Here is a 24991-nt window from a genome sequence, read left to right as displayed (position 1 = left end):
GTCTTCTTTTGATTAGCTGAATAGATAAAGGCAAGGTGCCATTATTGTGCCGCCAATCTTCAGTGGACCTCTTGATATGGATCAAGGCAAGCTGATTTTATCCTGCCCTCTGTGTCAATGCGCCGCGCCGCCCTTGACGCCGACCGGCAAGGCCTTGGTCAGCAGCACCGCAATCATGCTCACCGCCAGCGCGATGCCGACGAAATGGAACGCATCGTTGTACGCCATGATCGTCGCCTGCTGGTGGGCGATTTCACTGAGTTTGCCCAAGGCGGCGGTTTCGTTGCCCAGCTTGTCGGTGAACAGGGCGATCCGCTCGGCGACTTGCGGGTTGCTCGGCACTATGGCCTCACGCAAGTAATCGAAATACACCTTGGTTCGCGCATCGAGCAGGGTCGACAGCAAGGCGATACCGATGGCGCCGCCGAGGTTGCGCAGGATGTTGAACAAGCTGGAAGCCGAACCCGCGTCTTTGGGTTGGATGTACACCGTGGCGATCAACGAGATGGTGACCATGATCATCGGTTGCCCTAGGGCGCGGATCAGTTGCACGTGATTGAATTGCGGGCCGGAGAAGTCCAGGTTAAGCACACCTGAGGCGAAACTGGCAAAACCAAACAGCCCGAAGCCCGCCGCGCAGAGCAGTTTCGGCGGCATGACTTTCATCAGTTGCGGCACCAGCGGGATCAAGAAAAGCTGCGGAATCCCCATCCACATGATCACTTCGCCGATCTGCTGCGAGTTGTAGCCTTGGATTTGCGCGAGGTACAGCGGCAGTAAATAAATCGAGCCGTACAGACCAACGCCCATGCCGACGCTGGAAATACTCGACAGGCCGAAATTGCGTTCGCCCAAAATCCTCAAATTGATCAGCGGTGCCGGTTTGGACAGTTGCACGATGACGAACGTGAGCAGGCTGATCAGCGCAATACTACCCAAGCCCACGATCAGGTTGGATTCGAGCCAATCTTCGCGATGGCCTTCTTCGAGAAATACCTGCAAACACCCCAACCCCACGGCCAGTGTGGCGATACCTAAATAGTCAGTGCTTTTAAGCAGCTCCCAATGCGACGCTTTCTTTTCCAGGCCGTAGAGCAAGCCGGCAATCATCAGCAAGCCGGGCGGGATGTTGATGTAGAAAATGTATTCCCAGCCATAGTTTTCCGTCAGCCAGCCACCCAGCGTCGGCCCGATGGAAGGGGCAAAAGTCGCCGTCATCGCAAACAGCGCCATGCCCTTGGCGCGGTGGTGGACCGGCAGTTTGATCAGGGTCATGGTGAACGCCAGCGGGATCAACGCACCGCCGGTGAAGCCTTGCAACGCACGAAACACGATCATGCTGTTCAGGCTCCAAGCCATCGAACAGAGCATCGACGCCACCAAGAAACCACAGGACACCCACACCGCCAAGCGCCGCGCCGAGAGCAGTTGCACCAGCCAGGCGGTCAGCGGAATCATGATGATTTCCGCCACCAGATAAGAAGTCGAAATCCACGAGCCTTCTTCCAGCGTCGCCGACAATGCGCCTTGAATGTCCTTGAGCGATGAATTGGTGATCTGAATGTCCAGCACCGCCATGAACGCGCCGAGCATCACGCTCATGACCGCGATCCAGTCCCGTCGGCTCGGTTCGCCAACGGGACTGATCAGTTGATCACCGGCCACTGTCAGCGCCGTCGGTTTTGACTTTGACTTTAACCGTCACTGACATTCCAGGGCGGATTTTGCCGTGCAGAGGGTTGTCGGCGGCGAAGGTCAGCTTCACCGGAATGCGCTGTACGACTTTGGTGAAGTTGCCGGTAGCGTTGTCTGGCGGCAGCAGGCTGAATTGCGCGCCGGAAGCAGCGAACAGGCTTTCGACCTTGCCTTTGATGGGCGTGTCGGGATAGGCGTCAAACGTCAGCTCGGCGGGTTGGCCGGGCTGCATGTGTCCGATCTGGGTTTCCTTGAAGTTGGCCTGCACCCAGATGTCAGTGTCCGGCACGATGGACAGCAAATATGCACCGACCTGCACGTATTGCCCATTGCGCGCGCCACGTTGACCGATCATGCCGCTAAGGGGCGCATGTATTTCACTGCGTTGCAGATTGAGTTCGGCTTGAGCCAAGTCGGTTTTGGCGTTGGAGATTTGTGCGTCCAGGCGCTTGGTTTCAGCACCCAAAGCGACCACTTGCTGACGTTGGCCTTGTACGTCGGCCTGAGCTTTGGTGACTTGGGAGCGAGCGATATGGCTATCAGCAGACAGCGTGGTCACCCGCTCTTCTGAGATGTAACCGGATTTGCGCAGGGTTTGCGCCCGATTCAAATCGAGCTGCGTACGGCCTAAGGTCGCTTGGCTCGCGGCGACCTGGGCTTCAACTGACGCGATCAGGCTGCCTTGTTGGGTCAGTTTGCTTTGCGCTTGAATACGTTCGGCTTCATGCGTGGCGAGCATGGCTTGCGCGCGGTCCACGGCCATATGGAAGTCGGCTGCGTCAAGGCGGATCAACAATTGGCCTTTCTCGACGTGCTGGTTGTCCTGAACCAGGACCTCTTCGACCCGGGCGCCCAGTTGGCTGGAAATGCGGGTTATCTCACCCTGAACATAGGCGTTGTCGGTGGTTTCATAGAAGCGCCCCCTGAAGTACCACTGGGCAAAAAAGGCGAGGGCTATCAGCAGAACAATCGTGAAAAACACGAACAGGCGGCGTTTAAGTTGGGCAGGCATGGGCGTCTGAATAAGTTGAAATGTAAGCGAATTTATCAGTGTTTATATCTGGCATATAGCCATTCACCTTAATAATGGCTCGCGTTGATGTTCCGGTATTCATTTAGTCCGTTATGCCCTGTCGAGTGTTTCACGGCGGAGTGATTGCCGCCCCGTGCTGGAGCCGTGGGGATGCGCCTGTTAACATTCGCCGCTTGTTCGACCTATTCGAGATTTTCAATGACCACCGTCCGCACCCGAATCGCGCCATCGCCCACCGGCGACCCCCACGTTGGCACTGCTTACATCGCATTGTTCAACTATTGCTTTGCCAAGCAGCATGGCGGCGAATTCATCCTGCGCATTGAAGACACCGATCAACTGCGCTCGACCCGAGAGTCAGAGCAGCAGATTTTCGATGCGCTGCGCTGGTTGGGTATCGAGTGGAGCGAAGGCCCGGACGTGGGCGGTCCGCATGGCCCGTATCGGCAGAGTGAGCGCGGCGAGATCTATCAGCAGTACGCCAAACAGCTGGTAGAGCTGGGTTACGCGTTCCCGTGTTTCTGCACCGCTGAAGAGCTGGATCAGATGCGCGCCGAGCAAATGGCCAAAGGCGAAACCCCGCGTTACGACGGTCGCGCACTGTTGCTTTCAAAAGAAGAAGTGCAGCGTCGTCTGGATGCTGGCGAACCCCACGTCATTCGCATGAAAGTGCCGAGCGAAGGCATCTGCGTGGTGCCAGATATGTTGCGCGGCGACGTTGAGATTCCGTGGGACCGCATGGACATGCAAGTGCTGATGAAGACCGACGGCTTGCCGACGTACTTCCTGGCCAACGTGGTCGACGATCACCTGATGGGTATCACCCACGTTTTACGTGGCGAAGAGTGGCTGCCATCAGCACCTAAATTGATCCTGCTTTACGAATATTTCGGCTGGGAACAACCGCAGTTGTGCTATATGCCGCTGCTGCGTAACCCGGACAAGAGCAAGTTGTCCAAGCGCAAGAACCCGACCTCGGTAACGTTCTACGAGCGCATGGGTTTCATGCCTGAAGCGATGCTTAACTACCTGGGCCGTATGGGTTGGTCGATGCCGGACGAGCGCGAGAAGTTCTCGCTGCAGGAGATGGTCGATAACTTTGACCTTTCCCGTGTGTCCCTGGGCGGACCGATTTTTGACATCGAAAAGTTGTCGTGGCTTAACGGCCAATGGCTGCGTGAGTTACCGGTTGAAGAGTTTGCCAGCCGTCTGCAGACCTGGGCGCTGAATCCCGAGTACATGATGAAAATCGCACCCCATGTACAGGGGCGCGTTGAAACCTTTAGCCAAGTTGCGCCGTTGGCCAGTTTCTTCTTCGCCGGTGGTGTTCAGCCGGACGCCAAGTTGTTCGAGCACAAAAAGTTGTCGCCTGATCAAGTCCGTCAGCTGATGCAACTGATTTTGTGGAAATTGGAAATCTTGCGCCAGTGGAACAAAGACGCCATCACCGCCAGCATTCAATCGGTGGTTGAACACCTGGAGTTGAAGCTGCGCGATGCCATGCCGCTGATGTTTGCGTCGATTACCGGGCAGGCCAACTCGGTGTCAGTGACTGATGCCATGGAAATCCTCGGCCCAGACTTGACGCGCTTCCGTCTGCGACAGGCCATAGACTTGCTGGGTGGCGTTTCGAAGAAAGAAAACAAAGAGTGGGAAAAGCTGCTGGCGGCCATTGTCTAAGACTGTCCGTCAAATTGCTGGCCATTGTGTCCGCCTGGAGGAGGGCGCACAGTGGCCAGCGGGTCCCCGGATTCAGGGGGTAAAGTGGTAAGTGATTGTTATGCCGACGAAAACCATTGATTTTTGTTGAAAATAAATTTGACAGGTTAGTTACTCGCGCTTAACATGCGCCCCGTCCACAACGTGGGGCTATAGCTCAGCTGGGAGAGCGCTTGCATGGCATGCAAGAGGTCAACGGTTCGATCCCGTTTAGCTCCACCAATTTGTACACTTCAAGGTTTGGCCACACCGACCTTGAATCGATCAAGGGCTCAGTCCTGATCACGTTGTATAGAAGGTTAAGTCCCCTTCGTCTAGTGGCCTAGGACACCGCCCTTTCACGGCGGTAACAGGGGTTCGAGTCCCCTAGGGGACGCCAGTTTCAAGAAGCAGCTGTGAAGAGCTGCTCCGCCGCAAGGCGATAAATTTGGGGCTATAGCTCAGCTGGGAGAGCGCTTGCATGGCATGCAAGAGGTCAACGGTTCGATCCCGTTTAGCTCCACCAATTTGTACGGTTCGAGGTTTGGCCACACAAACCTTGGATCGACCAGCCTCAGGCTGGTCATGTGTATAGAAGGTTTTGCGTCCCCTTCGTCTAGTGGCCTAGGACACCGCCCTTTCACGGCGGTAACAGGGGTTCGAGTCCCCTAGGGGACGCCACGATTTTCCCGTTCTACGGGACCAAGGGTCATTCAATTATTGAATGACCCTTTTGTTTTTGTGCCGCTTTTATTCCTCTTTTGGCCTTCGCTTCTCCGTGCCCGACCAGCGGCGAAAAATTCGGCTTGCCAACATTATTATGCAAATAATATTCTTTGCGTAATATCAGGAGGCGACATGAACGATAAGAAAGCTCAAACCCGCGACCGAATCCTTCAAGCAGCCAGCTCAGCCATGATTATGCGAGGCCCCATCGAACCTAGCGTTAGCGAAGTGATGGGCGCAGCAGGCTTGACCGTCGGCGGTTTCTACGCGCACTTCGAAAGCAAAGACGCCATGATGCTGGAGGTGTTTAGCCAGTTACTGTCGCGCCGCCGTGATGCGCTGGACGCCATCAGCGCAGACTTGCCGGGCGAGCAGCGTCGAGCGTTGCTGGCGGCGTTCTACCTGTCGCGCAAACACCGAGATGCTAGCGAGCAAGCCTGTCCGTTACCGGCCACTGTGGGCGAGTTGACGCGTTTGCCTGACAGCTTCCGCGAAGCCCTGGCTGAGCACGTGGAGCTGATGACGGCTCAATTGTCGTCCAGCCCTGAAGAAGCCAACACCGCGCTTGCTGACCTGGCGTTGATGCTCGGTGGTCTGGCGCTGGCCCGCGCGCTGGGTCCCGGCGACCTGTCGGATCGGGTGCTGCGCGCCGCTAAATCTGCCGTCCTCTGACAGTCCCGCGCCCATTGACCCGACCTTCCGTTACACTGCTCGCCAGTGACTTGCCGCCAATGGTAAGCAGGAAGGAGCGAGCATGAGTTGGGATCTGGTTACGCCATTCGTCATCGACTTGAGAGTGACGTCCGACGATATCGATGGGCTGGGGCACGCCAATAATGCGGTGTACGTCACTTGGCTTGAGCGTTGCGCGTGGCGGCATTCGCAGCAGCTTGGCCTGGACCTGGCCGAATACCGGCGAATCGACCGTGCAATGGCCGTGGTCCGCCACGAAATCGATTACCTGGCCAGCGCCTATGAAGACGACGAACTGCAACTGGCGACCTGGATTGTCAGCTCAGACCAGCGCCTGAAAATGACCCGCCGATTTCAGCTCAAGCGTCCCAGCGATGGCGTGACCTTGCTGCGCGCTCAGACCACGTTTGTCTGCATTGAGTTGTCCACCGGCAAGCCCAAGCGCATGCCTGCGGAGTTCATTGAAGGCTACGGGCCCGCGCTGATAAACCCTCCCGCATAAAGTCGGCAGCGCATAAACGTTTCCAATCCGGGAACCGCCCCGTAAACTGCCGGACTTTTTTCGAGTGTGACCCATGCAAATTGCTTTGGCGCCCATGGAGGGTTTGGTCGACGACATCCTGCGCGATGTGCTGACCCAGGTCGGCGGCATCGACTGGTGCGTGACCGAGTTCATCCGCGTGTCCGAACGCTTGATGCCCGCTCACTACTTCTACAAATACGCTTCTGAGCTGCACAAGGGCGCGAAAACCGACGCTGGCGTACCGTTACGCCTGCAATTGCTCGGTTCCGACCCGGTATGCCTGGCCGAGAATGCCGCGTTCGCTTGCGAACTTGGTGCGCCGGTTATGGACCTGAACTTCGGCTGCCCAGCCAAAACCGTCAATCGCTCCCGTGGCGGCGCCATCCTGCTCAAAGAGCCTGAGTTGCTGCACCGGATTGTCGAGCATGTAAGGCGGGCGGTGCCTGCGCACATCCCGGTGACCGCCAAAATGCGCCTCGGTTACGAGAGTCCAGAGGGGGCGTTGGATTGCGCGCGGGCGTTGGCCGACGGCGGTGCCGAGCAAATCGTGGTGCATGCACGGACCAAGGTCGACGGCTATAAACCGCCTGCGCATTGGGAATGGATCGCTCGCATCCAGGACGTGGTTAACGTGCCGGTGGTTGCCAATGGCGAAATCTGGACCGTTGAAGACTGGCGACGCTGCCGTGAAATCTGTGGCGCCCGAGACATCATGATCGGCCGCGGGCTGGTGGCACGTCCAGACCTGGCGCGGCAGATCGCAGCGGCCGAAGCGGGCGAAGAAGTAGTCGAGATGACCTGGCCAGAACTGCTGCCCATCGTGCACGTGTTCTGGCTGCACGCGCTGGAAAAAATGACCCCTATTCAAGCGCCCGGCCGTTTGAAGCAATGGCTAGCCCTGTTGACCAAAAGCTATCCCGAAGCCACCGAACTGTTCAATACCCTGCGCCGCGAAACCGATTGCCAGCGCATCGGGCAGTTGATTGGTTTCAGGCACCGCGAAGCGGCTTGAGCGCTTAGGTGAACGGCATATGCCCTATAGGAGGGTCCGCCACGTCTTCGACGCTGCGCTGTCGCGCAACAAGCTGGGCTGCACTTTGTTTAGCTTGAGGCTGCAGCGTGTCAGAAGAAAAGCCTTCCCGAATAAATTCGGTCCCACGGTTTTTTGCGCTGCACAGATTCAAGGAGCTGCAGAAGGCTGCGATCAGATATTCAGTGCCTACTGTTCCGTGTCTGGCGAAGTCTCTGTGGAAGTTGGCTTGCCAACGAAAGCGTCATTGCAAGCGACCCAGGTTTCAGGTCGACATCAGTATCGCGATTACCGGCCTCTTCGCAGGCAAGCCTGCTCCCACAGGTTGGCGGTTCACAACCCTTGATCCACGCTCAATAACCCTACAAAACCCTCCAGGGGCAGCGGCTCACTAAATAGATACCCCTGATACAAGTGACAGCCCAGTTGTTCCAGAAACCGCAACTGCTCGGGTTTTTCCACGCCTTCGGCAATCACCACCAAATTCAAACTTTGCGCCATGGCGACGATGGCGCGGATGATTTCGGCGTCATTGGGGTCGGTCGTGGCGTCGCGGACGAAGGATTGATCGATCTTCAGCGCATCCACCGGCAGCCGCTTGAGGTACGTCAAGGACGAATACCCGGTCCCGAAGTCGTCCATGGCAAAGGTGACGCCCATTTTTTTCAGGCGGCGCATCTTGGCGATAGTGTCTTCCACATTCTGGATCACGATGCCTTCGGTGATTTCCAGCTTCAGCAGGCGGGCAGGGAAGTGGTGGATTCGAAGGCTACGCTCAACGCGTTCGACGAAATCACTCTGGCGAAACTGTCGGGGGCTGATGTTGACGCACATGCTGAAATTCGAATCGATCAGCGCTTTGTGCAACAACTCGCCGCCCACTTTGCAGGCTTCGTCGAGAATCCAACTGCCGACTTCCAGGATCATCCCGCTGTCTTCCAGCACTCGGATGAATTGCGTCGGAGACATGGCGCCCATTTGCGGATGATGCCAGCGCAGTAATGCTTCGGCACCGACGATACGGTCGTCCCTGGCATCTACCTGCGGCTGGTAATGCAAGCTGAATTCGCCGCGCGCCAAGGCCAGGCGCAGATCGTTTTCCAGGCGTAGACGGTCGCTGGCGGCTTTTTGCATAGTGCTGTGGAACAGTTGCGTCGTGTTGCGGCCCGAATCCTTGGCCCGATACAGCGCAATGTCCGCACGTTTGAGCAAGTCAGCCGGGGTTTCGCCGTGGTCCGGGATCAGTGCCACGCCGATGCTCGGCGTCACCTGCAGACGCTGGCCGTCGAGAAACATCGGTTGGGCGAGCAACTCGCGCAAGGTGTCGGCAAGCTTGCGTACCTGATAAGTAACCTCGGCCCGGGAACCTTTCAGGCCGCCGAGTAGCACTACAAACTCATCACCGCCCAGGCGCGCAACGGTGTCTTCCATGCGCACACTGGCCTCCAGCCGTGCGGTGACAATCTTCAATACGCTGTCGCCCACCGGATGACCGAGGGAGTCGTTGATGTGCTTGAAGTGATCAAGGTCAAGAAACAGCAAAGCACCACGCAGGTTTTGGCGTTTGAGTACCTCGATTTGTTCACTTAGACGTTCCATCAAGAACGCACGGTTGGGCAGGTCGGTGAGGGGGTCGTGGTAGGCCAGATGCTGAATCTGCGCTTGGGCGTTCTTCAACTGGCTGACGTCGCGGGTGGTCATCAGCAGGCACGCGGTATCGTTCAACGTGATCGGTTCCACTGACACTTCAACCGTCAACACCTCGCCTTTTTTATTGCGCGCGAGCATTTCCCGGTGATGCACCCGACCGTGTTCCTGCAAATCATTGATGATCAGGTTGCGCTGCAACTGGTCAGCCCAGATGCCAATTTCGAACGCGGTGCGGCCCACTACATAGTCGCTGTCGTAACCGGTGAGTCGGTAGAAACCATCATTAACCTCAAGGTAGCGACCCGAATCACGCTCGGTGATGGTGATCGCGTCGGGGCTTAAGTGAAATGCTTTGGCGAATTTCTCTTCACTGGCCTTGAGCGCGGCTTCATCCCGTCGTTGCTGGGTGACATCACGCAGGCTAGTGACAATGCACTGCTGTTCGTCCACCACGATCAAGCGACTGGAAATGACACAAGTCAGCTGTTCGCCGTCCTTGTGCCGCAACAGCACTTCGAAATTATCCAGGCCTTTGTCACGGACAATTTGCTGGTTGCGCTTCACACGTTTTAGCGGGTCGGCCCAAAACTCGATGTCCTTGACGTTCAGGCCGATGACTTCATCCGCTTTCCAGCCAAACGTGTGGGAGAAGCTGGGATTGATCTCGATGAACTCACCGGTATCGAATTGGGTGACGCAGACCGGGTCGGGGCTGGCTTGAAACAGGCTGGCAAACTTTTCTTCGGAGCTGATCAGGCGCTGTTCGCGCTCAACCTGCTCGGTGATGTCCAGCAAGGTGCCCGCCATGCGCAAGGGCTCACCTTTGGCGTCGCGGTGCAGGCGGGCGCGGCTTTCGAGAAAACGGGAGGTACCGTCCGCCAGTTGGATGCGGTAGGTGACTTGGTAGTTGCCCGCAGGACCTTCGCGCAAGCTGCGATACGCTTGGCGCATGTTGTCCCGGTCCTCGCCGGAAACGCCGTCAAAAAATGCATCAAATGATTCATGAAAGGGTTCGGCCGGCATGCCGTGTAACGCCGCTGAGCGTGCCGATCCATAGAGCATGCCTGAGGGGATGTGCCAGTCCCAGGTGCCCAGTTGTGCAGAATCCAGCGCCAGGTCCAGGCGCTCCTGACTGTCCTTGAGCGCCTGTTCGGCACGCTTGTGCTCGGTGGTGTCGAGAAAGGTACTGAGAATATAAGCGCAGCCGTCCAGGTCGATTTTCTGTACGCAGAGCGTGCCGTCGTGGGTGCGGCCATTACTGGCGTTGAACTGAACTTCAAGGCTGACAGGTTTGGGTTCGCCTTCGATCAGCCGCAATATTTGCAAGCGCTGAGCTGGCTCGGTCCACAAGCCGATGTCAACGGTCGTGCGGCCCAGAACCGCTTTAATCTGCCAGCCCAGCAAACTTTCGAAATAGCGATTGGCCTCGCAAATCAACCCATCGTCCAGACGTGTCAGGAGTACGACGTTGGGACTGAGGTTATACAGAGTCGCAAAGCGTCGTTCTGGTCCGCTGAGTTCAGTGGACCGACTGAGTGCAAGGAAGGGCAAGCTGTCAGCTGTCTTGGGCATCGTTCAACAAACCTTGAGGCGCGGCGAACAAGTGGTCCCCTTCAGCCCGAAGAAGGCTGGCGTCAGGGGCAATGATTTGTGCGTCCAACAGCGCCATGAATGCCCTGGCAGCGTTGGACAACGTACGCTCGGTGTGGACGATATAGCCTAACTGGCGCGTCAGTTGTATACCCGGCAACGGAATGCGCGCCACCTGATTGTCGAGCATGGTGCGTGGCAGCACACTCCACGCCAAACCGATGGAAACCATCATCTTGATGGTCTCCATATAGTTGGTGCTCATGGCAATATTCGGTTTCAATCCTTGAGCTTCGCACAAGCGGCTGACGATGTGGTGAGTAAAGGTATTTTCGCCGGGAAACACTGCCGGATAACGCGCGACGTCGGTCAGACCGACAGGGCCATTGTTGACCAGCGGGTGCTCCGGGGCAGCAACAAAATCCAGCGGGTCATCCCAGACCAGCACGGCTTTCATCAGCGCATGGGGTTGCGGTGCCAAGGTAATCACCGCCAGCTCTGCGCGACCATGGAGGATTTCGTCGTAGGCCACTTCCGAGTCGAGAAACTGGATGTCGAGTGCCACCTCAGGATAGCGACGGGTGAACTCGCGCAATAGTGGCGGCAGACGGTGCAGGCCGATGTGGTGGCTGGTGGCCAATGTGAGGCGCCCGCTGACTTCGCCGGTCAGGTTAGTCAGCGCACGACGGGTGTCGTCAAGCACGCTGAGAATTTGATAGGCCCTTGGCAGCAGCGCCCGACCGGCTTCGGTCAAGCTGACCTCCCGGCCCAAGCGGTCGAACAGCCTGACGTTAAGTTGCTGTTCCAGACCGGCAATACGCTTACTGATGGCGGGCTGGGTGAGGTGCAAGCGCTCGCCTGCCGTGGAGAAACCACCGGTCTCGGCAATCGCGATAAAAGCATTGAGGTTGGCCAAGTCCATCGTCGTATTCCAGTAAGTTATCCAAAGCATAAAAAATATGAATTTGAGTTATTTAATCATACCCCATAGGATTCACCTCACAAGCCACGAGGTCATTGTGTTAACCGGTTAAAAAATCGGGGCGCGGGTGATTGGCATAGATAGACCGCTGATGAGGAAACGTCTGATGGCCGGCAAAACGCTCTACGACAAGCTTTGGGAATCGCACGTGGTTAAACAGCGCGATGATGGTTCGGCGCTGATTTATATCGACCGTCACATCATTCATGAAGTGACCTCGCCGCAAGCCTTTGAAGGGCTTCGGTTGGCCAAGCGCGCACCTTGGCGGATCGACGCCAACATCGCCACCGTAGACCACAACGTGCCGACTACTCCGGACCGCCTAGGCGGGATCGAAGCCATCGTTGACCAAGTGTCGCGCCTGCAGGTCCAGACCTTGGATGACAACTGCGACGAATATGGCATTACTGAATTCAAGATGAATGACCCACGTCAGGGTATCGTTCATGTGATCGGTCCCGAGCAGGGCGCGACCTTGCCAGGCATGACCGTGGTCTGCGGCGATTCGCACACCTCCACCCACGGCGCGTTCGGTGCCTTGGCCCACGGTATCGGTACCTCGGAGGTCGAGCACGTGCTCGCCACTCAGTGCCTGGTGGCCAAGAAAATGAAAAATATGCTGGTCTCGGTCGAAGGCACATTGCCGTTTGGCGTGACCGCTAAAGACGTCGTGCTGGCGATCATCGGCAAAATCGGCACCGCCGGCGGCAATGGCCACGCCATTGAGTTCGCCGGTAGCGCCATCCGCGACTTGTCGGTTGAAGGCCGCATGACCATCTGCAACATGTCCATCGAAGCCGGCGCCCGTGTGGGTCTGGTCGCCGCCGATGAAAAGACCGTTGCGTACGTGAAAGGTCGTCCATTTGCCCCGAAAGGCGCAGAGTGGGACTTGGCGGTTGAAGCCTGGAAAGACTTGGTGTCCGACACGGATGCGACGTTCGACACCGTGGTTAAACTCGACGCTACCCAGATCAAGCCACAAGTCAGCTGGGGCACATCCCCGGAAATGGTCTTGGCGGTGGATCAAAACGTGCCTGACCCGGCTCAAGAAGCTGATTTGGTCAAGCGCGGCTCCATTGAACGTGCTCTGAAATACATGGGTTTGAAAGCCAATCAGGCGATCACCGATATCCAGTTGGATCGGGTGTTCATCGGTTCTTGCACCAACTCGCGAATCGAAGACTTGCGCGCTGCGGCCGACATTGCCAAAGGCAACAAAGTCGCCTCGACCATCAAGCAAGCGATCGTGGTGCCAGGTTCAGGTCTGGTTAAAGCGCAGGCTGAGAAAGAAGGGCTGGACAAGATCTTCATCGAAGCCGGTTTCGAGTGGCGTGAACCGGGCTGTTCCATGTGCCTGGCGATGAACCCGGACCGTTTGGAATCCGGCGAGCATTGCGCGTCTACCTCCAACCGCAACTTCGAAGGCCGTCAAGGCGCGGGTGGTCGTACGCACCTGGTCAGCCCGGCCATGGCCGCAGCGGCGGCGATTAACGGTCGATTCGTCGACGTTCGCAACTTGATCCAACACTGAGGAGCCCAGCATGAAAGCATTTACTCAGCACACCGGCCTTGTCGCTCCTTTGGATCGTGCCAACGTTGACACCGATCAGATCATTCCCAAGCAGTTTCTGAAGTCGATCCGGCGCACCGGTTTTGGCCCCAACCTGTTTGATGAGTGGCGTTATCTGGACATCGGGCAACCGTATCAAGACAACTCCAAGCGTCCGTTGAATAAGGATTTCGTGCTCAACCACGAACGTTATCAAGGGGCGAGCGTATTGCTCGCCCGTGAGAACTTCGGTTGCGGCTCCAGCCGTGAGCACGCGCCGTGGGCGCTGGAAGAATATGGCTTTTGCAGCGTCATCGCGCCGAGTTATGCCGATATCTTCTTCAACAACAGCTTCAAGAATGGCCTGTTGCCGATCATTCTGAGCGATGTAGAAGTCGATGAATTGTTCGAGCAAGTCGACGCCAATCCGGGTTATCAACTGAGCATTGATCTGGAAGCGCAGACGGTGACCCGTCCAGACGGTAAAGTGTTGAGCTTTGAAGTCGATGCGTTCCGTAAACATTGTCTGCTCAACGGTTTGGATGACATCGGCCTGACCTTGATGGACGCCGATGCGATTGCCAGTTTTGAAGGCAAGCACCGGGCTAGCCAGCCTTGGTTGTTTCGCGACTGATCGTACCTGTAGGAGCCAACGTGTTGGCGAGGCGTACAACGCGGTGTATCAGATACGCCGCTTCGCCAACAAGTTGGTTCCTACAGAGGTTCGTTTACGTTTTATAAAGAATTGAGGAAACCATGAGCAAGCAGATTCTGATTCTCCCGGGTGATGGCATCGGTCCTGAAATCATGGCTGAGGCGGTTAAGGTGCTGGAACTGGCCAATGACAAATATCAGCTGGGTTTTGAACTCAGTCACGATCTGATTGGCGGTTCAGCCATCGATAAGCACGGCGTGCCATTGGCGGATGAAACCCTGGCCCGTGCTCACGCAGCTGACGCCGTATTGCTCGGCGCGGTGGGTGGACCGAAATGGGACAAGCTGGACCGTTCGATTCGCCCGGAAAAAGGCCTGTTGAAAATCCGTTCGCAATTGAAGCTGTTCGCTAACCTGCGTCCGGCCATTCTGTACCCGCAACTCGCTGAGGCTTCGACCTTGAAGCCAGAAGTGGTGTCGGGGCTGGATATCCTCATCGTTCGCGAACTGACCGGTGGTATCTATTTCGGCGCCCCACGCGGCATCCGAACCCTCGATAATGGCGAGCGCGAAGGCTACAACACGCTGCCGTACAGCGAGAGTGAGATCCGTCGTATTGCCCGTGCAGGTTTCGACATGGCGCGTCTGCGCAGCAAAAAGCTGTGTTCAGTGGACAAAGCCAACGTGCTTGAAGCTAGCCAGTTGTGGCGTGAAGTGGTCGAAGAAGTTGCGAAGGATTACCCTGACGTTGAGTTGAGCCACATGTACGTCGACAACGCTGCCATGCAATTGGTCAAGGCGCCGAAACAGTTCGACGTGATCGTCACCGAAAACATGTTTGGCGACATCTTGTCCGATCAGGCGTCGATGCTCACCGGTTCCATCGGCATGCTGCCGTCGGCGTCGCTGGACATCAACAACAAGGGCATGTACGAGCCGTGTCACGGTTCGGCGCCGGACATCGCCGGGCAGGGCATTGCCAACCCGCTGGCGACGATTCTGTCGGTATCAATGATGTTGCGTTACAGCTTCAATCTGAACGACGCCGCCGATGCCATCGAGAAGGCTGTGAGCCTGGTTCTGGACCAAGGTTTGCGCACCGGTGACATCTGGTCTACGGGTAACGCCAAGGTTGGAACACAGGAAATGGGCGATGCAGTAGTCGCCGCGCTGCGGAATCTGTAATCTCTCGGGCCCGCTGCCTCCAAAGTCTTTGGCGGCAGCGTCCCACTTTTTGTTAAGGGTGTAGTTGCGATGAAACGTGTAGGTCTGATCGGTTGGCGCGGTATGGTCGGTTCCGTGCTCATGCAGCGGATGCTGGAAGAGCAGGATTTTGATCTGATCGAACCGGTGTTCTTCACCACGTCCAACGTGGGTGGCCAAGGCCCGGCTGTGGGCAAGGATACTGCACCGCTCAAAGATGCTTACAGCATCGACGAACTCAAAACCCTTGACGTGGTTCTGACCTGTCAGGGTGGCGACTACACCAACGAAGTATTTCCGAAGCTGCGTGAAGCGGGCTGGAAGGGCTACTGGATCGATGCCGCGTCGAGCCTGCGTATGCAGGATGACGCCGTGATCGTGCTGGACCCGGTTAACCGCCGGGTCATTGACCAGCAACTGGATGCCGGAACCAAGAATTACATCGGCGGCAACTGCACCGTCAGCTTGATGTTGATGGGCTTGGGCGGCTTGTTTGAAGCCGGTCTGGTCGAGTGGATGAATGTCATGACCTATCAGGCGGCCTCCGGGGCTGGCGCGCAGAACATGCGTGAACTGATCAAGCAGATGGGCGCCGCCCACGCCTCGGTGGCGGACGAATTGGCGAATCCCGCCAGCGCTATCCTCGACATTGACCGCAAGGTGGCTGAAGCCATGCGCAGCGAAGGGTTCCCGACGGAAAACTTCGGTGTGCCATTGGCCGGTAGCCTGATCCCGTGGATCGACAAGGAACTGCCCAACGGTCAGAGCCGTGAAGAATGGAAAGGCCAGGCTGAGACCAACAAGATTCTAGGTCGCTTCAAGAGCCCGATTCCGGTGGACGGTATTTGCGTGCGCATCGGCTCCATGCGCTGCCACAGCCAGGCTTTGACCATCAAACTGAACAAAGACGTACCGATTGCCGACATCGAAGGCATGATCAGCCAGCACAACCCTTGGGTGAAACTGGTGCCAAACCACCGGGAGGCCAGCATTCAAGACCTGAGCCCGACGGCAGTGACCGGCACCATGAGCATTCCAGTTGGACGTTTGCGCAAGCTGAACATGGGGTCGCAATACCTGGGCGCGTTTACCGTTGGCGACCAATTGCTCTGGGGCGCAGCCGAACCGCTACGTCGCATGCTGCGAATTTTGCTGGAGCGTTGATTTAGTCGAAGCTTAAAAAAACCGCGTCTAAAAATGACGCGGTTTTTTTGTTCATTTTGGTTAAACGTCTGTAGCAGCCAACGTGTTGGCGAGGCGTTTGACGTGATACACCGCGTCAAGCCCTTCGCCAACACGTTGGCTCCAGAAGAATACGATCTGATCAGTCGGCAAGCCTTTCATCGCCACGCAACGTATTCCATCGCTTGCCCAGCGCTATGCCGGGCCGTTCGATGTACCGGTAGGTCAGCGCTGATACACCCAGCACCGAAATCAACTCAACCATGATCAGCAGGTTATCCAGCAGCGCGCTACCGGTGCTGATGTAACGTATCGCTGTGCCCGGTAGATCAATCATCAGCGACAAGCCGGAGAGCTTAGCGCTCATCATCACAGCGACAGTGGTCACGAAAATCACTGCAGCGTGGGTCATGTAGATCGAAAACCAGCGCTCTCCAAGCCACTCCAATAGACGCCCGCGCAGCAGTAACGATATCGCACCTGCCTCAAACGCAAAGACCCCGACTGCCACACAGAACAGTATCGCCAGCGCGGCGTCCTGTGATGTTTCGCTGCGGGTCATGACGAGGTAAATCAGCCCAAGAATCATCACCTCCAACACGCTGCCCACTAATAGGCTCAAGCGCAGAAGGCGCAATCGGGTATAAATCCGATACGTGATGCCCCCCGCAAAGAAACAGCTCACACCGCGTAAGACGTTGTCCGCCAGCGGTGTATTGCCGACATACAGCCCAAGTACCGCCAGCGCAGCCAGCGCCCCATAGGCCTTGGTCGATTGTCGCGGCAACATCAGTGCGACCCCGCCAAACAGCAGGCATACGTAATACCCGACGCTGACGATCCACGATGGATAGTTGAATGACAGGGCATTGAAGCCCGGCCACCAGGCCTGGATCAGCAACAGGTTGGGCACAATCTCGCCGACAGCCCGGTCGCCGGTAAAGCTGACATTGTTGAGGGTAATACCACGGCGCTCAAGGATCAGCTTCAAACACTCGAAGCCCATAAAGACCAGCAGCATGAACAGGTGCAACGGATACACCCGGCACGTACGGGTGACCATGAACTGACGCAGTTGCGCCGTCGAACCCAACGACTGGGCATAGCGCTGATACAACACAAACCCGCTCAGCGCGAAAAAGTACTCGACGAGGTAATGGGCCGTCTTGAACAGCGGGCATTCAGTGATGCTTTGCAGCACATGAGAGTGGTGAACGACCATGGCTAAGGCACACAGGCCGCGAAGGCTATTCAATGCTTGAAATTGCTTCATCAGGTTCATCCTTGGAATGTTCAGTCTGTGCCGACACTGCCAGCGTAGAGCACCTATTACTTCTCCGCACTATCCCTATATATGGGATATGAATTTACATATTGAGATATTTTGTGTTTCGGGTTTATAGTCGATCTCGCCACGCAAATGGCACCTTCATTACCCGAACAATAAAAGGTGAAGCGATGCAGGCGCATTTGATCGCGCTCGACTGGGGAACAACCTCCCTTCGTGCTTATCGACTTGGCGAACACGGCCAAGTGCTGGACCAGCGCTTCCTGAGCGCAGGCATCATGCAACTGCCCACCACGCCGCGACTGATCGCGGGCGTGATGTGTGCCAATGGATTTGAACTGGCGTTCGACGAGGCCTGTGGTGACTGGCTCGACGCACAGCCGGGAACACCGGTTATCGCCTGCGGCATGGTTGGTAGCGCGCAAGGCTGGCGCGAAGCGGTGTACCGCGAAACGCCAGCGGATGTCGCCGGTCTCAGCGCTGCGTTGCAAACCGTGCGCAGTGCGCGCGGAGTTGACGTCCACATCGTCCCCGGTGTGTTGCAGCGATCGGCGTTGCCCAATGTGATGCGCGGCGAAGAAACCCAAGTGCTGGGTATTCTCGCCAGTTTTCCCATCCAAGCCCCAGAGCAATCAATCTTGATCGGCCTACCGGGCAGCCATTCGAAATGGGTCCAGGTGGCTGACGGTTGCATCGTGCACTTCGATACGTTCATGACCGGCGAGGTGTATGCCGCGCTCAGCACCCACACCATCCTGGGTCGCACCATGCGTATCAGCGAAACCTTCGACGGCGCCGCATTTGATCGAGGCGTCGAGGTTGCTCTGTCAGACGATGGCGCTGCCGGGCCGCTATCGACCATCTTCAGTTGCCGGACCTTGGGTTTGACCGGAGAACTCAGTGCCGGCGCCCAGCCTGACTACCTCTCCGGGCTACTGATCGGTCACGAGCTGGTCGCGTTGGTCGCCTTACAGCGACGACGCCACGCTTTAGATACACGGCTTCCCCCCATCATCCTGATCGGCAATGCCCAGCTCTGCGCGCGCTATTCTCGTGCGCTGGCTGCCTGCGGTTTCGCTCAGGTGACCTTGGCCGAACAGGCCACCGAACGCGGTTTGTGGCAGTTGGCGGTGCAGGCCAACTTGCTCAAACCCACTTTTTCAGAGGTCTGACATGCTCAAACAAGCATTGGTTAAAAACGGCTTGATAGCCATTCTTCGTGGCTTGCGCCCAGACGAAGCCGCGCCCATTGGTGCGGTGTTGTACAAGGCCGGCTTTCGGGTCATCGAGGTGCCGCTCAACTCGCCGCAACCCTACGACAGCATCCGAATTCTGCGTCAGTCGTTGCCTGCTGATTGCCTGATCGGTGCCGGCACGGTGTTGACCCCGGAGCAAGTGGCGTTGGTCAAAGAGGCGGGCGGACAGGTTATCGTCATGCCCCACAGCGACCCCAAGGTATTGCGCGCGGCTAAAGCTGCGGGTTTGTTCCTGTCGCCGGGTGTCGCAACACCGACCGAAGCGTTTGCGGCGCTGGCTGAAGGCGCTGATGTGCTGAAGCTGTTCCCGGCCGAGCAAATGGGCCCGGCCGTGGTCAAGGCGTTTCTTGCGGTACTGCCCAAGGGCACCGCGTTAATTCCGGTGGGTGGCATCACGCCGGACAACATGCAGGTGTTCATCGACGCCGGTGTGTCGGGGTTTGGTTTGGGTTCCGGGTTGTTCACACCCGGCATGAGCGCTGCCGATGTCGAGGAGCGGGCCAAGGCCTACGTGTCGGCGTGGAACGATTTGCATTGATCTGATCGACGCCCCTAGCGTCGCCTCCAATAAGAGAGCGCACCCATGAAAATCATCAAACTTACGACGTACATCGTCCCGCCGCGCTGGCTGTTTCTCAAGATAGAAACCGACGAAGGCGTCACCGGTTGGGGCGAGCCGGTGGTCGAAGGTCGTGCACACACGGTAGCCGCAGCGGTAGAAGAATTGTCTGATTACTTGATCGGCAAAGACCCACGCAACATTGAAGACATCTGGACGGTGCTGTATCGCGGCGGCTTCTACCGGGGTGGCGCGATCCACATGAGTGCGCTGGCGGGCATCGATCAGGCGTTGTGGGACATCAAGGGCAAGGCGCTGGGTGTTTCGGTCAGCGATCTACTGGGCGGCCAGGTGCGCGACAAGATTCGCGTGTATTCATGGATCGGCGGCGATCGACCTGCGGAAACCGCAAAGGCGGCCAAGGAAGCGGTGGAGCGCGGTTTTACTGCGGTGAAAATGAACGGCACCGAAGAGCTGCAGTTTCTCGATTCGTTTGAAAAAGTTGAACTGGCGCTGGCCAATGTCGCCGCCGTGCGCGATGCCGTCGGGCCTAACGTCGGCATTGGCGTTGACTTCCACGGCCGGGTCCACAAGCCCATGGCCAAGGTTCTGATGAAAGAGCTGGATCAGTTCAAGCTGATGTTCATCGAAGAACCGGTGCTCAGCGAGAACTATGAAGCGCTCAAGGAATTGGCGCCGCTGACCAGCACCCCGATTGCCCTGGGTGAGCGGTTGTTCTCGCGTTGGGATTTCAAGCGGATCTTGAGTGAGGGTTATGTCGACATCATTCAACCGGATGCGTCCCACGCGGGCGGTATCACCGAAACCCGCAAAATTGCCAACATGGCCGAAGCCTACGACGTTGCGCTGGCGTTGCACTGCCCGTTGGGGCCGATTGCTCTGGCGGCGTGTTTGCAGCTGGACGCGGTCTGTTACAACGCGTTCATTCAGGAGCAAAGCCTGGGCATCCACTACAACGAAAGCAACGACCTGCTGGACTACATCAAAAATCCCGAAGTGTTCGATTACGACAAAGGCATGGTGAAGATCCCTAACGGCCCGGGGTTGGGCATTGAAATCAACGAGCAATACGTCATTGAACGCGCGGCCATCGGCCACCGCTGGCGCAACCCGATCTGGCGCCACGCCGATGGCAGTTTTGCTGAGTGGTAGACCGTAAAACTGACTAAATACTGTGGGAGCAGGCTTGCCTGCGAATGCGGTTTGTCTGACACACCGCATTCTGCTATTCGCAGGCAAGCCTACTCCCGCAGGTTCTACAGCGCCCTCAAATAACCATAAAAAGAGGCACTCGCCATGCAACCTCAAGCCTTCGCGGGTAAGGCGTCGCTTGTAACGCCCAGCCGTAAGCGTTTCTTCATCATGGTGCTGCTGTTCATCACCGTGGTGATCAATTATCTCGACCGCAGCAACCTGTCGATTGCCGCTCCGGCCTTGACCACTGAGTTGGGCATCGATCCGATTCACGTCGGCCTGATTTTCTCCGCTTTCGGTTGGACTTACGCCGCCATGCAACTCCCCGGGGGTTGGCTGGTTGACCGCGTACCACCGCGAGTTCTGTACACGGCCGCGCTGCTGTTGTGGTCACTGGCCACTGTCCTGCTGGGATTCGCCGCCAGCTTTATTGCGCTGTTCTTCCTGCGCTTGGCAGTCGGGGCGATGGAAGCCCCTGCGTACCCCATCAACAGTCGCGTCGTCACCACCTGGTTTCCAGAGCGTGAACGGGCAACTGCCATTGGCTTTTACACCTCTGGCCAATTCGTCGGCCTGGCCTTTCTAACCCCGGTATTGGCGTGGCTGCAAGCGCAATTCGGCTGGCAAATGGTCTTCGTCAGTACGGGTGTAGTTGGTGTGATTTGGGCGCTGATTTGGTTTGCGGTGTATCGCGAGCCGCGTGACTTCAAGGGCATCAATGAGGCGGAAATCGAGCTGATCCGCGACGGTGGAGGGTTGGTGGATATCCAGGCCACTACCGAGAAAGAGAAACGCCGTTTCAGTTGGTTGGACCTGAGGATCGTACTGAGCAAACGCAAGCTATGGGGTATTTACCTGGGCCAGTTTTGCTTGAACTCCACGCTGTGGTTTTTCCTGACGTGGTTTCCCACCTACCTGGTGAAATACCGTGGCATGGACTTTATCAAGTCCGGGCTGTTGGCATCGCTGCCGTTTCTCGCCGCGTTCGTGGGGGTGCTGTGCTCGGGGTTCTTTTCCGATTGGCTGATTCGCCGGGGCAACAGTGTGGGTTTCGCCCGCAAGCTGCCGATCATCGGTGGGTTGCTGATTTCCACTTCGATCATCGGCGCTAACTACGTTGAATCGACACCGTTGGTGATTGCCTTTCTCGCCTTGGCGTTTTTCGGTAATGGCTTGGCGTCCATCACCTGGTCACTGGTGTCCACCTTGGCCCCGGCGCGGTTGCTCGGTTTAACCGGCGGCACCTTCAACTTCATCGGTAATTTGTCGGCCATTACCACGCCGATTGTGATTGGCTTCTTGGCAACCGGCGATTCCTTCGCACCGGCCATCACCTACGTCGCGGTGCTGGCTTTGGTCGGCGCGCTGTCCTACATCTTGCTGGTGGGCAAGGTCGAACGCATCGAGTTGTAAGCCCTGCACGTGGGCGGCGATAATGCCGCCCGCTTTTTGAATGGATAAGGCGCTGATATGCCACACGACTCAATCGCCACGGCGAACAACGGCGCGGTCAAAGACAAGGACGCGGCACCCACCGGGACCCAAACACTGTTGCGCGGTCTTGGCGTGGTCCAGGCAGTCGCTAGCGGTGCCCGCGACCTCAAGGAGATCGCGCGCATCATCGGTACCACGCGCAGCACCACCCACAGGCTGGTCAGTTGTCTGGTGGACGAGCGTTATCTGCGCGTAATGCCCCACGTGGGTTATTTGTTGGGCCCCAAGCTGATTGAGTTGGGTTTTCAGGCCCGCGAAGAAGTGCCGCTGGCGATATTGGCGCGTCCGTACCTGGACGAACTGTCCTCGTTGACCGGTGACACCGTGCATCTGGCGATTCGTGAAGGCGATGACGTGCTGTACCTGCACAAAAATCCCGGCCGCAATGGACCGGAAATGCGTTCGCGGGTAGGCCATCGCATGCCGTTGGCGCGCACCGGGATTGGTAAAGCGCTGATGATTGATTGTGTGCCGGAGGAATGGCGTCGCTTGTACCACATCAGCCTGCCGGTCGATGGCAAAGCGACGTTGTGGCCGCAGCACCGAGAGCAGTCGTGGGAGCAGTTTCAGCAGCGGATGCAGGAGTATGTGGCGGGGGGCTATGCGTTTGATCTGGAAGACAACGAACCGTCGATTCGCTGTGTGGCAGCGCCGGTGCGTGACGCCAGCAACGTGATTGTCGCCGGCATCAGCATCGCCAGTACCTTGCCCTATATGCCCTTGGAGAAAATGGCCGAGTTGATTCCGCTGATCAAAGACGCCGCAGCGCGACTCTCGGCCGAGTTAGGGGCAAGGCCCTGATCAGGCTTTCAACGTTTTCATGTCGATCACGAAGCGGTACTTCACGTCGCCTTTGACGACGCGCTCAAAGGCTTCGTTGATGTTCTTGATGTCGAGCATTTCGATGTCGCAAGTGATGCCGTGTTCCGCGCAGAAATCCAGCACTTCCTGAGTTTCCGCCAAGCCGCCGATCATTGAACCTGCGATGACGCGACGTTTGGCCACCAAGTTGAAGCCGTGCACAGGCGGATCAATCGGTTCGATCAAGCCCACCAGGATATGCACGCCGTCGAAACGCAGGGTTTGCAGGTACGGGTTGAGGTCGTGTTGCACCGGAATGGTGTCCAGCAAAAAGTTGAAACGCCCAGCGGCGTCCTTCATCTGGTTCTCATTGGTGGAAACGATCACGTGGTCCGCGCCTTGACGACGGCCTTCTTCAGCCTTGGCTTCGGAACGGGTGAACAGGGTGACTTCAGCGCCCATGGCCTTGGCGAACTTGATGCCCATGTGGCCCAGACCGCCCATGCCGAGTACGCCAACCTTGTCGCCCGGCTTGACACCGAAATGCTTCAGCGGCGAGTAGGTGGTGATACCGGCACACAGGATTGGTGCAGCGCTGGCCAAGTCCAGTTTCTCTGGAATACGCACTACGAAACGCTCGCTGACTACCATGGCGTTTGAATAGCCGCCCATGGTCAGGGTGCCATCAACGCGGTCGCGGGAAGCGTAAGTCTGAGTCGGGCCGTCGAGGCAATATTGCTCAAGATTGGCTTCACAGGCTTCGCAGGTGCGGCAAGAGTCGACCAGGCAACCAACGCCGACGATGTCGCCGACTTTGTATTTGCTGACGTCTGCGCCGACTGAGGTGACTTTGCCGACAATTTCATGGCCGGGCATCAATGGGTAGCTGGCGAAGCCCCATTCGTTGCGTGCCTGGTGAATGTCGGAGTGGCACACGCCGCAGAACAGGACCTCAAGGGCCACGTCATCGGCGCGTGGAGTGCGGCGTTCGAACGTCATGGGGGCTAGGGGTGCGGTCGCTGATTGAGCGGCGTAACCAATGGCTTTGAACATGTTGAACCTCGCAAAAACGTTAACTGGAATGACACAGACCATTCTCCCCGTGCATCGTTTTATCGGCTATGGCAATTCCTCCGCCTGTTATGCCTATTCCTCCGACATAACCTGTTTTGGGTCGAATCCTGGGTTAGATCTGCGATGATGCAACCATCCACTCTTTATGAAGCATCGACCATGTTCTTGACGCGTCACCTCGAAGCTAACGCCACGCTGGTTTCCCTGCTACAGCCGCTCGCCCTGCGTACCGGCCTGGTGTCGACGTTATTGCCTGAGGTAAACATCTGGTCTGCAGACCGAAATGTCGCACGCTGCCCGCAGATCTACGAGCCTAGTCTGGTCATCATCGCCCAAGGCAGCAAAATCGCGTATTTGGGTGATCGAACCCTGGAATATGGTGCTGGCCATTACTTGATTCAGGCGTTGCCGGTGCCCTTCGAGTATGAAACCTACGCCTCGCCGGAGGCGCCTTTGCTGGGCGTCTCCATCGACATCGATCGGATAGTGCTGGGCGAGTTGGTATTGGCCATGGGGTTGATGCCGGGTTCGAGCGCTCAAGTACAAACCCCGGAGTCCATGACGTCGGTGGCGCTGGATACGGAAATGCGCGAGAGCGTTGAACGGTTATTGCGCTGTCTGCATGACCCATTGGAATGCCGGATCATGGGCCGCGCGCGGCTGCGGGAAGTGTTGTATGCCGCGTTGCGTGGACCGCAAGCGGGCGTGTTGCGCGCCTTGGTCGAGCAACACGGGCAATTTGCCCGGGTGGCGGCTTCGTTGACTCATCTGCACACGCACTTTGCTGAGCCGCTCAGCGTTGACACCTTGGCTCGCTGCGCGAACATGAGCGCCTCGACCTTTCATGAGCATTTCAAACGCAGCACGTTGCTGTCGCCGGTTCAGTATTTGAAACGTTTGCGGCTGCTAAAGGCGCAACAGATTTTGGTCGCCGAAGGCCTTGGAGTGGCGCAAGTGGCGATGCGGGTCGGCTATCAAAGCACCTCGCAATTCAGCCGCGAATATAAGCGCTACTTTGAGCGAAACCCTGGGGAGGAGGGGGTTGGCGTGCGGTTTTAAGGTCTAAAACACACACCGTCTGTAGGCGCCAACGTCT

19 protein-coding genes, 4 tRNA genes and 1 pseudogene are annotated in these 24991 nt (G+C 57.3%); 18 read left to right on the top strand and 6 right to left on the bottom strand.

Annotation, left to right across the window (positions count from 1 at the left end):
- Positions 1-114: 114 nt before the first annotated feature.
- Complete coding sequence (locus RHM59_RS06830) at positions 115-1602, bottom strand: MDR family MFS transporter (protein ID WP_322170872.1); 1488 nt, start codon at positions 1600-1602, stop codon at positions 115-117.
- Between the two features lie 52 nt (positions 1603-1654).
- On the bottom strand, positions 1655-2707 hold the full coding sequence (locus tag RHM59_RS06825) for an HlyD family secretion protein (RefSeq protein ID WP_322169149.1): 1053 nt from the start codon (positions 2705-2707) through the stop codon (positions 1655-1657).
- 219 nt (positions 2708-2926) lie between these two features.
- Between RHM59_RS06825 and gltX the strand changes: the two genes are divergently transcribed.
- From gltX to RHM59_RS06785, 8 genes are all read left to right on the top strand, one after another.
- Positions 2927-4408 carry a glutamate--tRNA ligase gene (gene gltX / locus RHM59_RS06820; protein ID WP_322286255.1) on the top strand — a complete coding sequence of 494 codons (1482 nt, stop codon included), beginning with the start codon at positions 2927-2929 and terminating at the stop codon, positions 4406-4408.
- A gap of 185 nt (positions 4409-4593) precedes the next feature.
- Positions 4594-4669 (top strand) — tRNA-Ala (locus tag RHM59_RS06815).
- Between the two features lie 81 nt (positions 4670-4750).
- Positions 4751-4826, top strand: a tRNA-Glu gene (locus tag RHM59_RS06810).
- A 50-nt stretch (positions 4827-4876) separates the two neighbouring features.
- Positions 4877-4952, top strand: a tRNA-Ala gene (locus RHM59_RS06805).
- 79 nt (positions 4953-5031) lie between these two features.
- Positions 5032-5107: transfer RNA gene (locus tag RHM59_RS06800), tRNA-Glu, on the top strand.
- 177 nt (positions 5108-5284) lie between these two features.
- The gene (locus RHM59_RS06795; RefSeq protein WP_322169155.1) at positions 5285-5824 is read left to right on the top strand and encodes a TetR/AcrR family transcriptional regulator; all 540 of its coding nucleotides are present in this window, start codon (positions 5285-5287) and stop codon (positions 5822-5824) included.
- Between the two features lie 82 nt (positions 5825-5906).
- Positions 5907-6347, top strand: a complete 441-nt coding sequence (locus tag RHM59_RS06790; protein WP_322202931.1) for a thioesterase family protein — start codon at positions 5907-5909, stop codon at positions 6345-6347.
- Positions 6348-6420: 73 nt separating this feature from the next.
- Positions 6421-7380 (top strand): tRNA dihydrouridine synthase, encoded by a 960-nt coding sequence (locus tag RHM59_RS06785; protein WP_322169161.1) that lies wholly within the window; start codon positions 6421-6423, stop codon positions 7378-7380.
- A gap of 351 nt (positions 7381-7731) precedes the next feature.
- On the opposite strand, the pseudogene RHM59_RS06780 reads toward RHM59_RS06785, so the two are convergent.
- Positions 7732-10566 (bottom strand): annotated as a pseudogene (locus RHM59_RS06780) (EAL domain-containing protein); the annotation flags it as partial.
- Between the two features lie 37 nt (positions 10567-10603).
- Positions 10604-11560, bottom strand: a complete 957-nt coding sequence (locus RHM59_RS06775) for a LysR family transcriptional regulator (RefSeq protein WP_322286253.1) — start codon at positions 11558-11560, stop codon at positions 10604-10606.
- Between the two features lie 166 nt (positions 11561-11726).
- On the opposite strand from RHM59_RS06775, the gene leuC reads away from it, so the two are divergent.
- The 4 genes from leuC to asd all read left to right on the top strand — a co-directional run bounded on the left by leuC (position 11727) and on the right by asd (position 16190).
- Positions 11727-13151, top strand: a complete 1425-nt coding sequence (leuC, locus tag RHM59_RS06770) for a 3-isopropylmalate dehydratase large subunit (protein ID WP_322169168.1) — start codon at positions 11727-11729, stop codon at positions 13149-13151.
- A 10-nt stretch (positions 13152-13161) separates the two neighbouring features.
- Positions 13162-13803 carry a 3-isopropylmalate dehydratase small subunit gene (gene leuD, locus RHM59_RS06765; protein ID WP_322169170.1) on the top strand — a complete coding sequence of 214 codons (642 nt, stop codon included), beginning with the start codon at positions 13162-13164 and terminating at the stop codon, positions 13801-13803.
- Positions 13804-13925: 122 nt separating this feature from the next.
- Positions 13926-15008 (top strand): 3-isopropylmalate dehydrogenase, encoded by a 1083-nt coding sequence (leuB, locus tag RHM59_RS06760; RefSeq protein WP_322169173.1) that lies wholly within the window; start codon positions 13926-13928, stop codon positions 15006-15008.
- A gap of 69 nt (positions 15009-15077) precedes the next feature.
- Positions 15078-16190 carry an aspartate-semialdehyde dehydrogenase gene (gene asd, locus RHM59_RS06755; protein WP_322169176.1) on the top strand — a complete coding sequence of 371 codons (1113 nt, stop codon included), beginning with the start codon at positions 15078-15080 and terminating at the stop codon, positions 16188-16190.
- A gap of 160 nt (positions 16191-16350) precedes the next feature.
- Here the strand turns inward: asd and RHM59_RS06750 are convergent, their stop codons facing one another.
- A complete protein-coding gene (locus RHM59_RS06750) occupies positions 16351-17481 on the bottom strand; it encodes an acyltransferase (RefSeq protein WP_322286252.1) in 1131 nt (376 codons plus the stop codon).
- Between the two features lie 185 nt (positions 17482-17666).
- Between RHM59_RS06750 and RHM59_RS06745 the strand changes: the two genes are divergently transcribed.
- From RHM59_RS06745 to RHM59_RS06725, 5 genes are all read left to right on the top strand, one after another.
- The gene (locus RHM59_RS06745; protein ID WP_322286251.1) at positions 17667-18668 is read left to right on the top strand and encodes a 2-dehydro-3-deoxygalactonokinase; all 1002 of its coding nucleotides are present in this window, start codon (positions 17667-17669) and stop codon (positions 18666-18668) included.
- A gap of 1 nt (position 18669) precedes the next feature.
- On the top strand, positions 18670-19290 hold the full coding sequence (locus RHM59_RS06740) for a 2-dehydro-3-deoxy-6-phosphogalactonate aldolase (RefSeq protein ID WP_322286250.1): 621 nt from the start codon (positions 18670-18672) through the stop codon (positions 19288-19290).
- Between the two features lie 45 nt (positions 19291-19335).
- Positions 19336-20484 carry a galactonate dehydratase gene (gene dgoD / locus RHM59_RS06735; protein WP_322286249.1) on the top strand — a complete coding sequence of 383 codons (1149 nt, stop codon included), beginning with the start codon at positions 19336-19338 and terminating at the stop codon, positions 20482-20484.
- A gap of 144 nt (positions 20485-20628) precedes the next feature.
- A complete protein-coding gene (locus tag RHM59_RS06730) occupies positions 20629-21939 on the top strand; it encodes an MFS transporter (protein ID WP_322286248.1) in 1311 nt (436 codons plus the stop codon).
- 57 nt (positions 21940-21996) lie between these two features.
- Positions 21997-22821: an IclR family transcriptional regulator gene (locus RHM59_RS06725; RefSeq protein ID WP_322169192.1), complete on the top strand. Its 825-nt coding sequence runs from the start codon at positions 21997-21999 to the stop codon at positions 22819-22821.
- On the opposite strand, the gene RHM59_RS06720 is transcribed toward RHM59_RS06725, so the two are convergent.
- Complete coding sequence (locus tag RHM59_RS06720; protein WP_322169196.1) at positions 22822-23874, bottom strand: NAD(P)-dependent alcohol dehydrogenase; 1053 nt, start codon at positions 23872-23874, stop codon at positions 22822-22824.
- Between the two features lie 180 nt (positions 23875-24054).
- Between RHM59_RS06720 and RHM59_RS06715 the strand changes: the two genes are divergently transcribed.
- Positions 24055-24954, top strand: coding sequence for an AraC family transcriptional regulator (locus tag RHM59_RS06715; RefSeq protein ID WP_322286247.1), 900 nt, complete (start codon positions 24055-24057; stop codon positions 24952-24954).
- Positions 24955-24991 lie beyond the last annotated feature (37 nt).

The organism is Pseudomonas sp. MH10, from assembly GCF_034353045.1.
Classification (GTDB): Bacteria; Pseudomonadota; Gammaproteobacteria; order Pseudomonadales; family Pseudomonadaceae; genus Aquipseudomonas.
The sequence above is the reverse complement of the archived record's forward strand: the minus strand, read 5'-3'. Positions and strand labels throughout refer to the sequence as shown.

Coding starts and splice junctions, on each gene's coding strand:
- RHM59_RS06725 (WP_322169192.1), top strand. CDS start 21,997: ATGCCACACGACTCAATCGCCACGGCGAACAACGGCGCGGTCAAAGAC.
- RHM59_RS06720 (WP_322169196.1), bottom strand. CDS start 23,874: ATGTTCAAAGCCATTGGTTACGCCGCTCAATCAGCGACCGCACCCCTA.
- RHM59_RS06795 (WP_322169155.1), top strand. CDS start 5,285: ATGAACGATAAGAAAGCTCAAACCCGCGACCGAATCCTTCAAGCAGCC.
- leuB (WP_322169173.1), top strand. CDS start 13,926: ATGAGCAAGCAGATTCTGATTCTCCCGGGTGATGGCATCGGTCCTGAA.
- RHM59_RS06730 (WP_322286248.1), top strand. CDS start 20,629: ATGCAACCTCAAGCCTTCGCGGGTAAGGCGTCGCTTGTAACGCCCAGC.
- leuC (WP_322169168.1), top strand. CDS start 11,727: ATGGCCGGCAAAACGCTCTACGACAAGCTTTGGGAATCGCACGTGGTT.
- asd (WP_322169176.1), top strand. CDS start 15,078: ATGAAACGTGTAGGTCTGATCGGTTGGCGCGGTATGGTCGGTTCCGTG.
- RHM59_RS06790 (WP_322202931.1), top strand. CDS start 5,907: ATGAGTTGGGATCTGGTTACGCCATTCGTCATCGACTTGAGAGTGACG.
- RHM59_RS06715 (WP_322286247.1), top strand. CDS start 24,055: ATGTTCTTGACGCGTCACCTCGAAGCTAACGCCACGCTGGTTTCCCTG.
- RHM59_RS06745 (WP_322286251.1), top strand. CDS start 17,667: ATGCAGGCGCATTTGATCGCGCTCGACTGGGGAACAACCTCCCTTCGT.
- RHM59_RS06740 (WP_322286250.1), top strand. CDS start 18,670: ATGCTCAAACAAGCATTGGTTAAAAACGGCTTGATAGCCATTCTTCGT.
- RHM59_RS06750 (WP_322286252.1), bottom strand. CDS start 17,481: ATGAAGCAATTTCAAGCATTGAATAGCCTTCGCGGCCTGTGTGCCTTA.
- dgoD (WP_322286249.1), top strand. CDS start 19,336: ATGAAAATCATCAAACTTACGACGTACATCGTCCCGCCGCGCTGGCTG.
- RHM59_RS06785 (WP_322169161.1), top strand. CDS start 6,421: ATGCAAATTGCTTTGGCGCCCATGGAGGGTTTGGTCGACGACATCCTG.
- RHM59_RS06830 (WP_322170872.1), bottom strand. CDS start 1,602: ATGAGCGTGATGCTCGGCGCGTTCATGGCGGTGCTGGACATTCAGATC.
- leuD (WP_322169170.1), top strand. CDS start 13,162: ATGAAAGCATTTACTCAGCACACCGGCCTTGTCGCTCCTTTGGATCGT.
- gltX (WP_322286255.1), top strand. CDS start 2,927: ATGACCACCGTCCGCACCCGAATCGCGCCATCGCCCACCGGCGACCCC.
- RHM59_RS06775 (WP_322286253.1), bottom strand. CDS start 11,560: ATGGACTTGGCCAACCTCAATGCTTTTATCGCGATTGCCGAGACCGGT.
- RHM59_RS06825 (WP_322169149.1), bottom strand. CDS start 2,707: ATGCCTGCCCAACTTAAACGCCGCCTGTTCGTGTTTTTCACGATTGTT.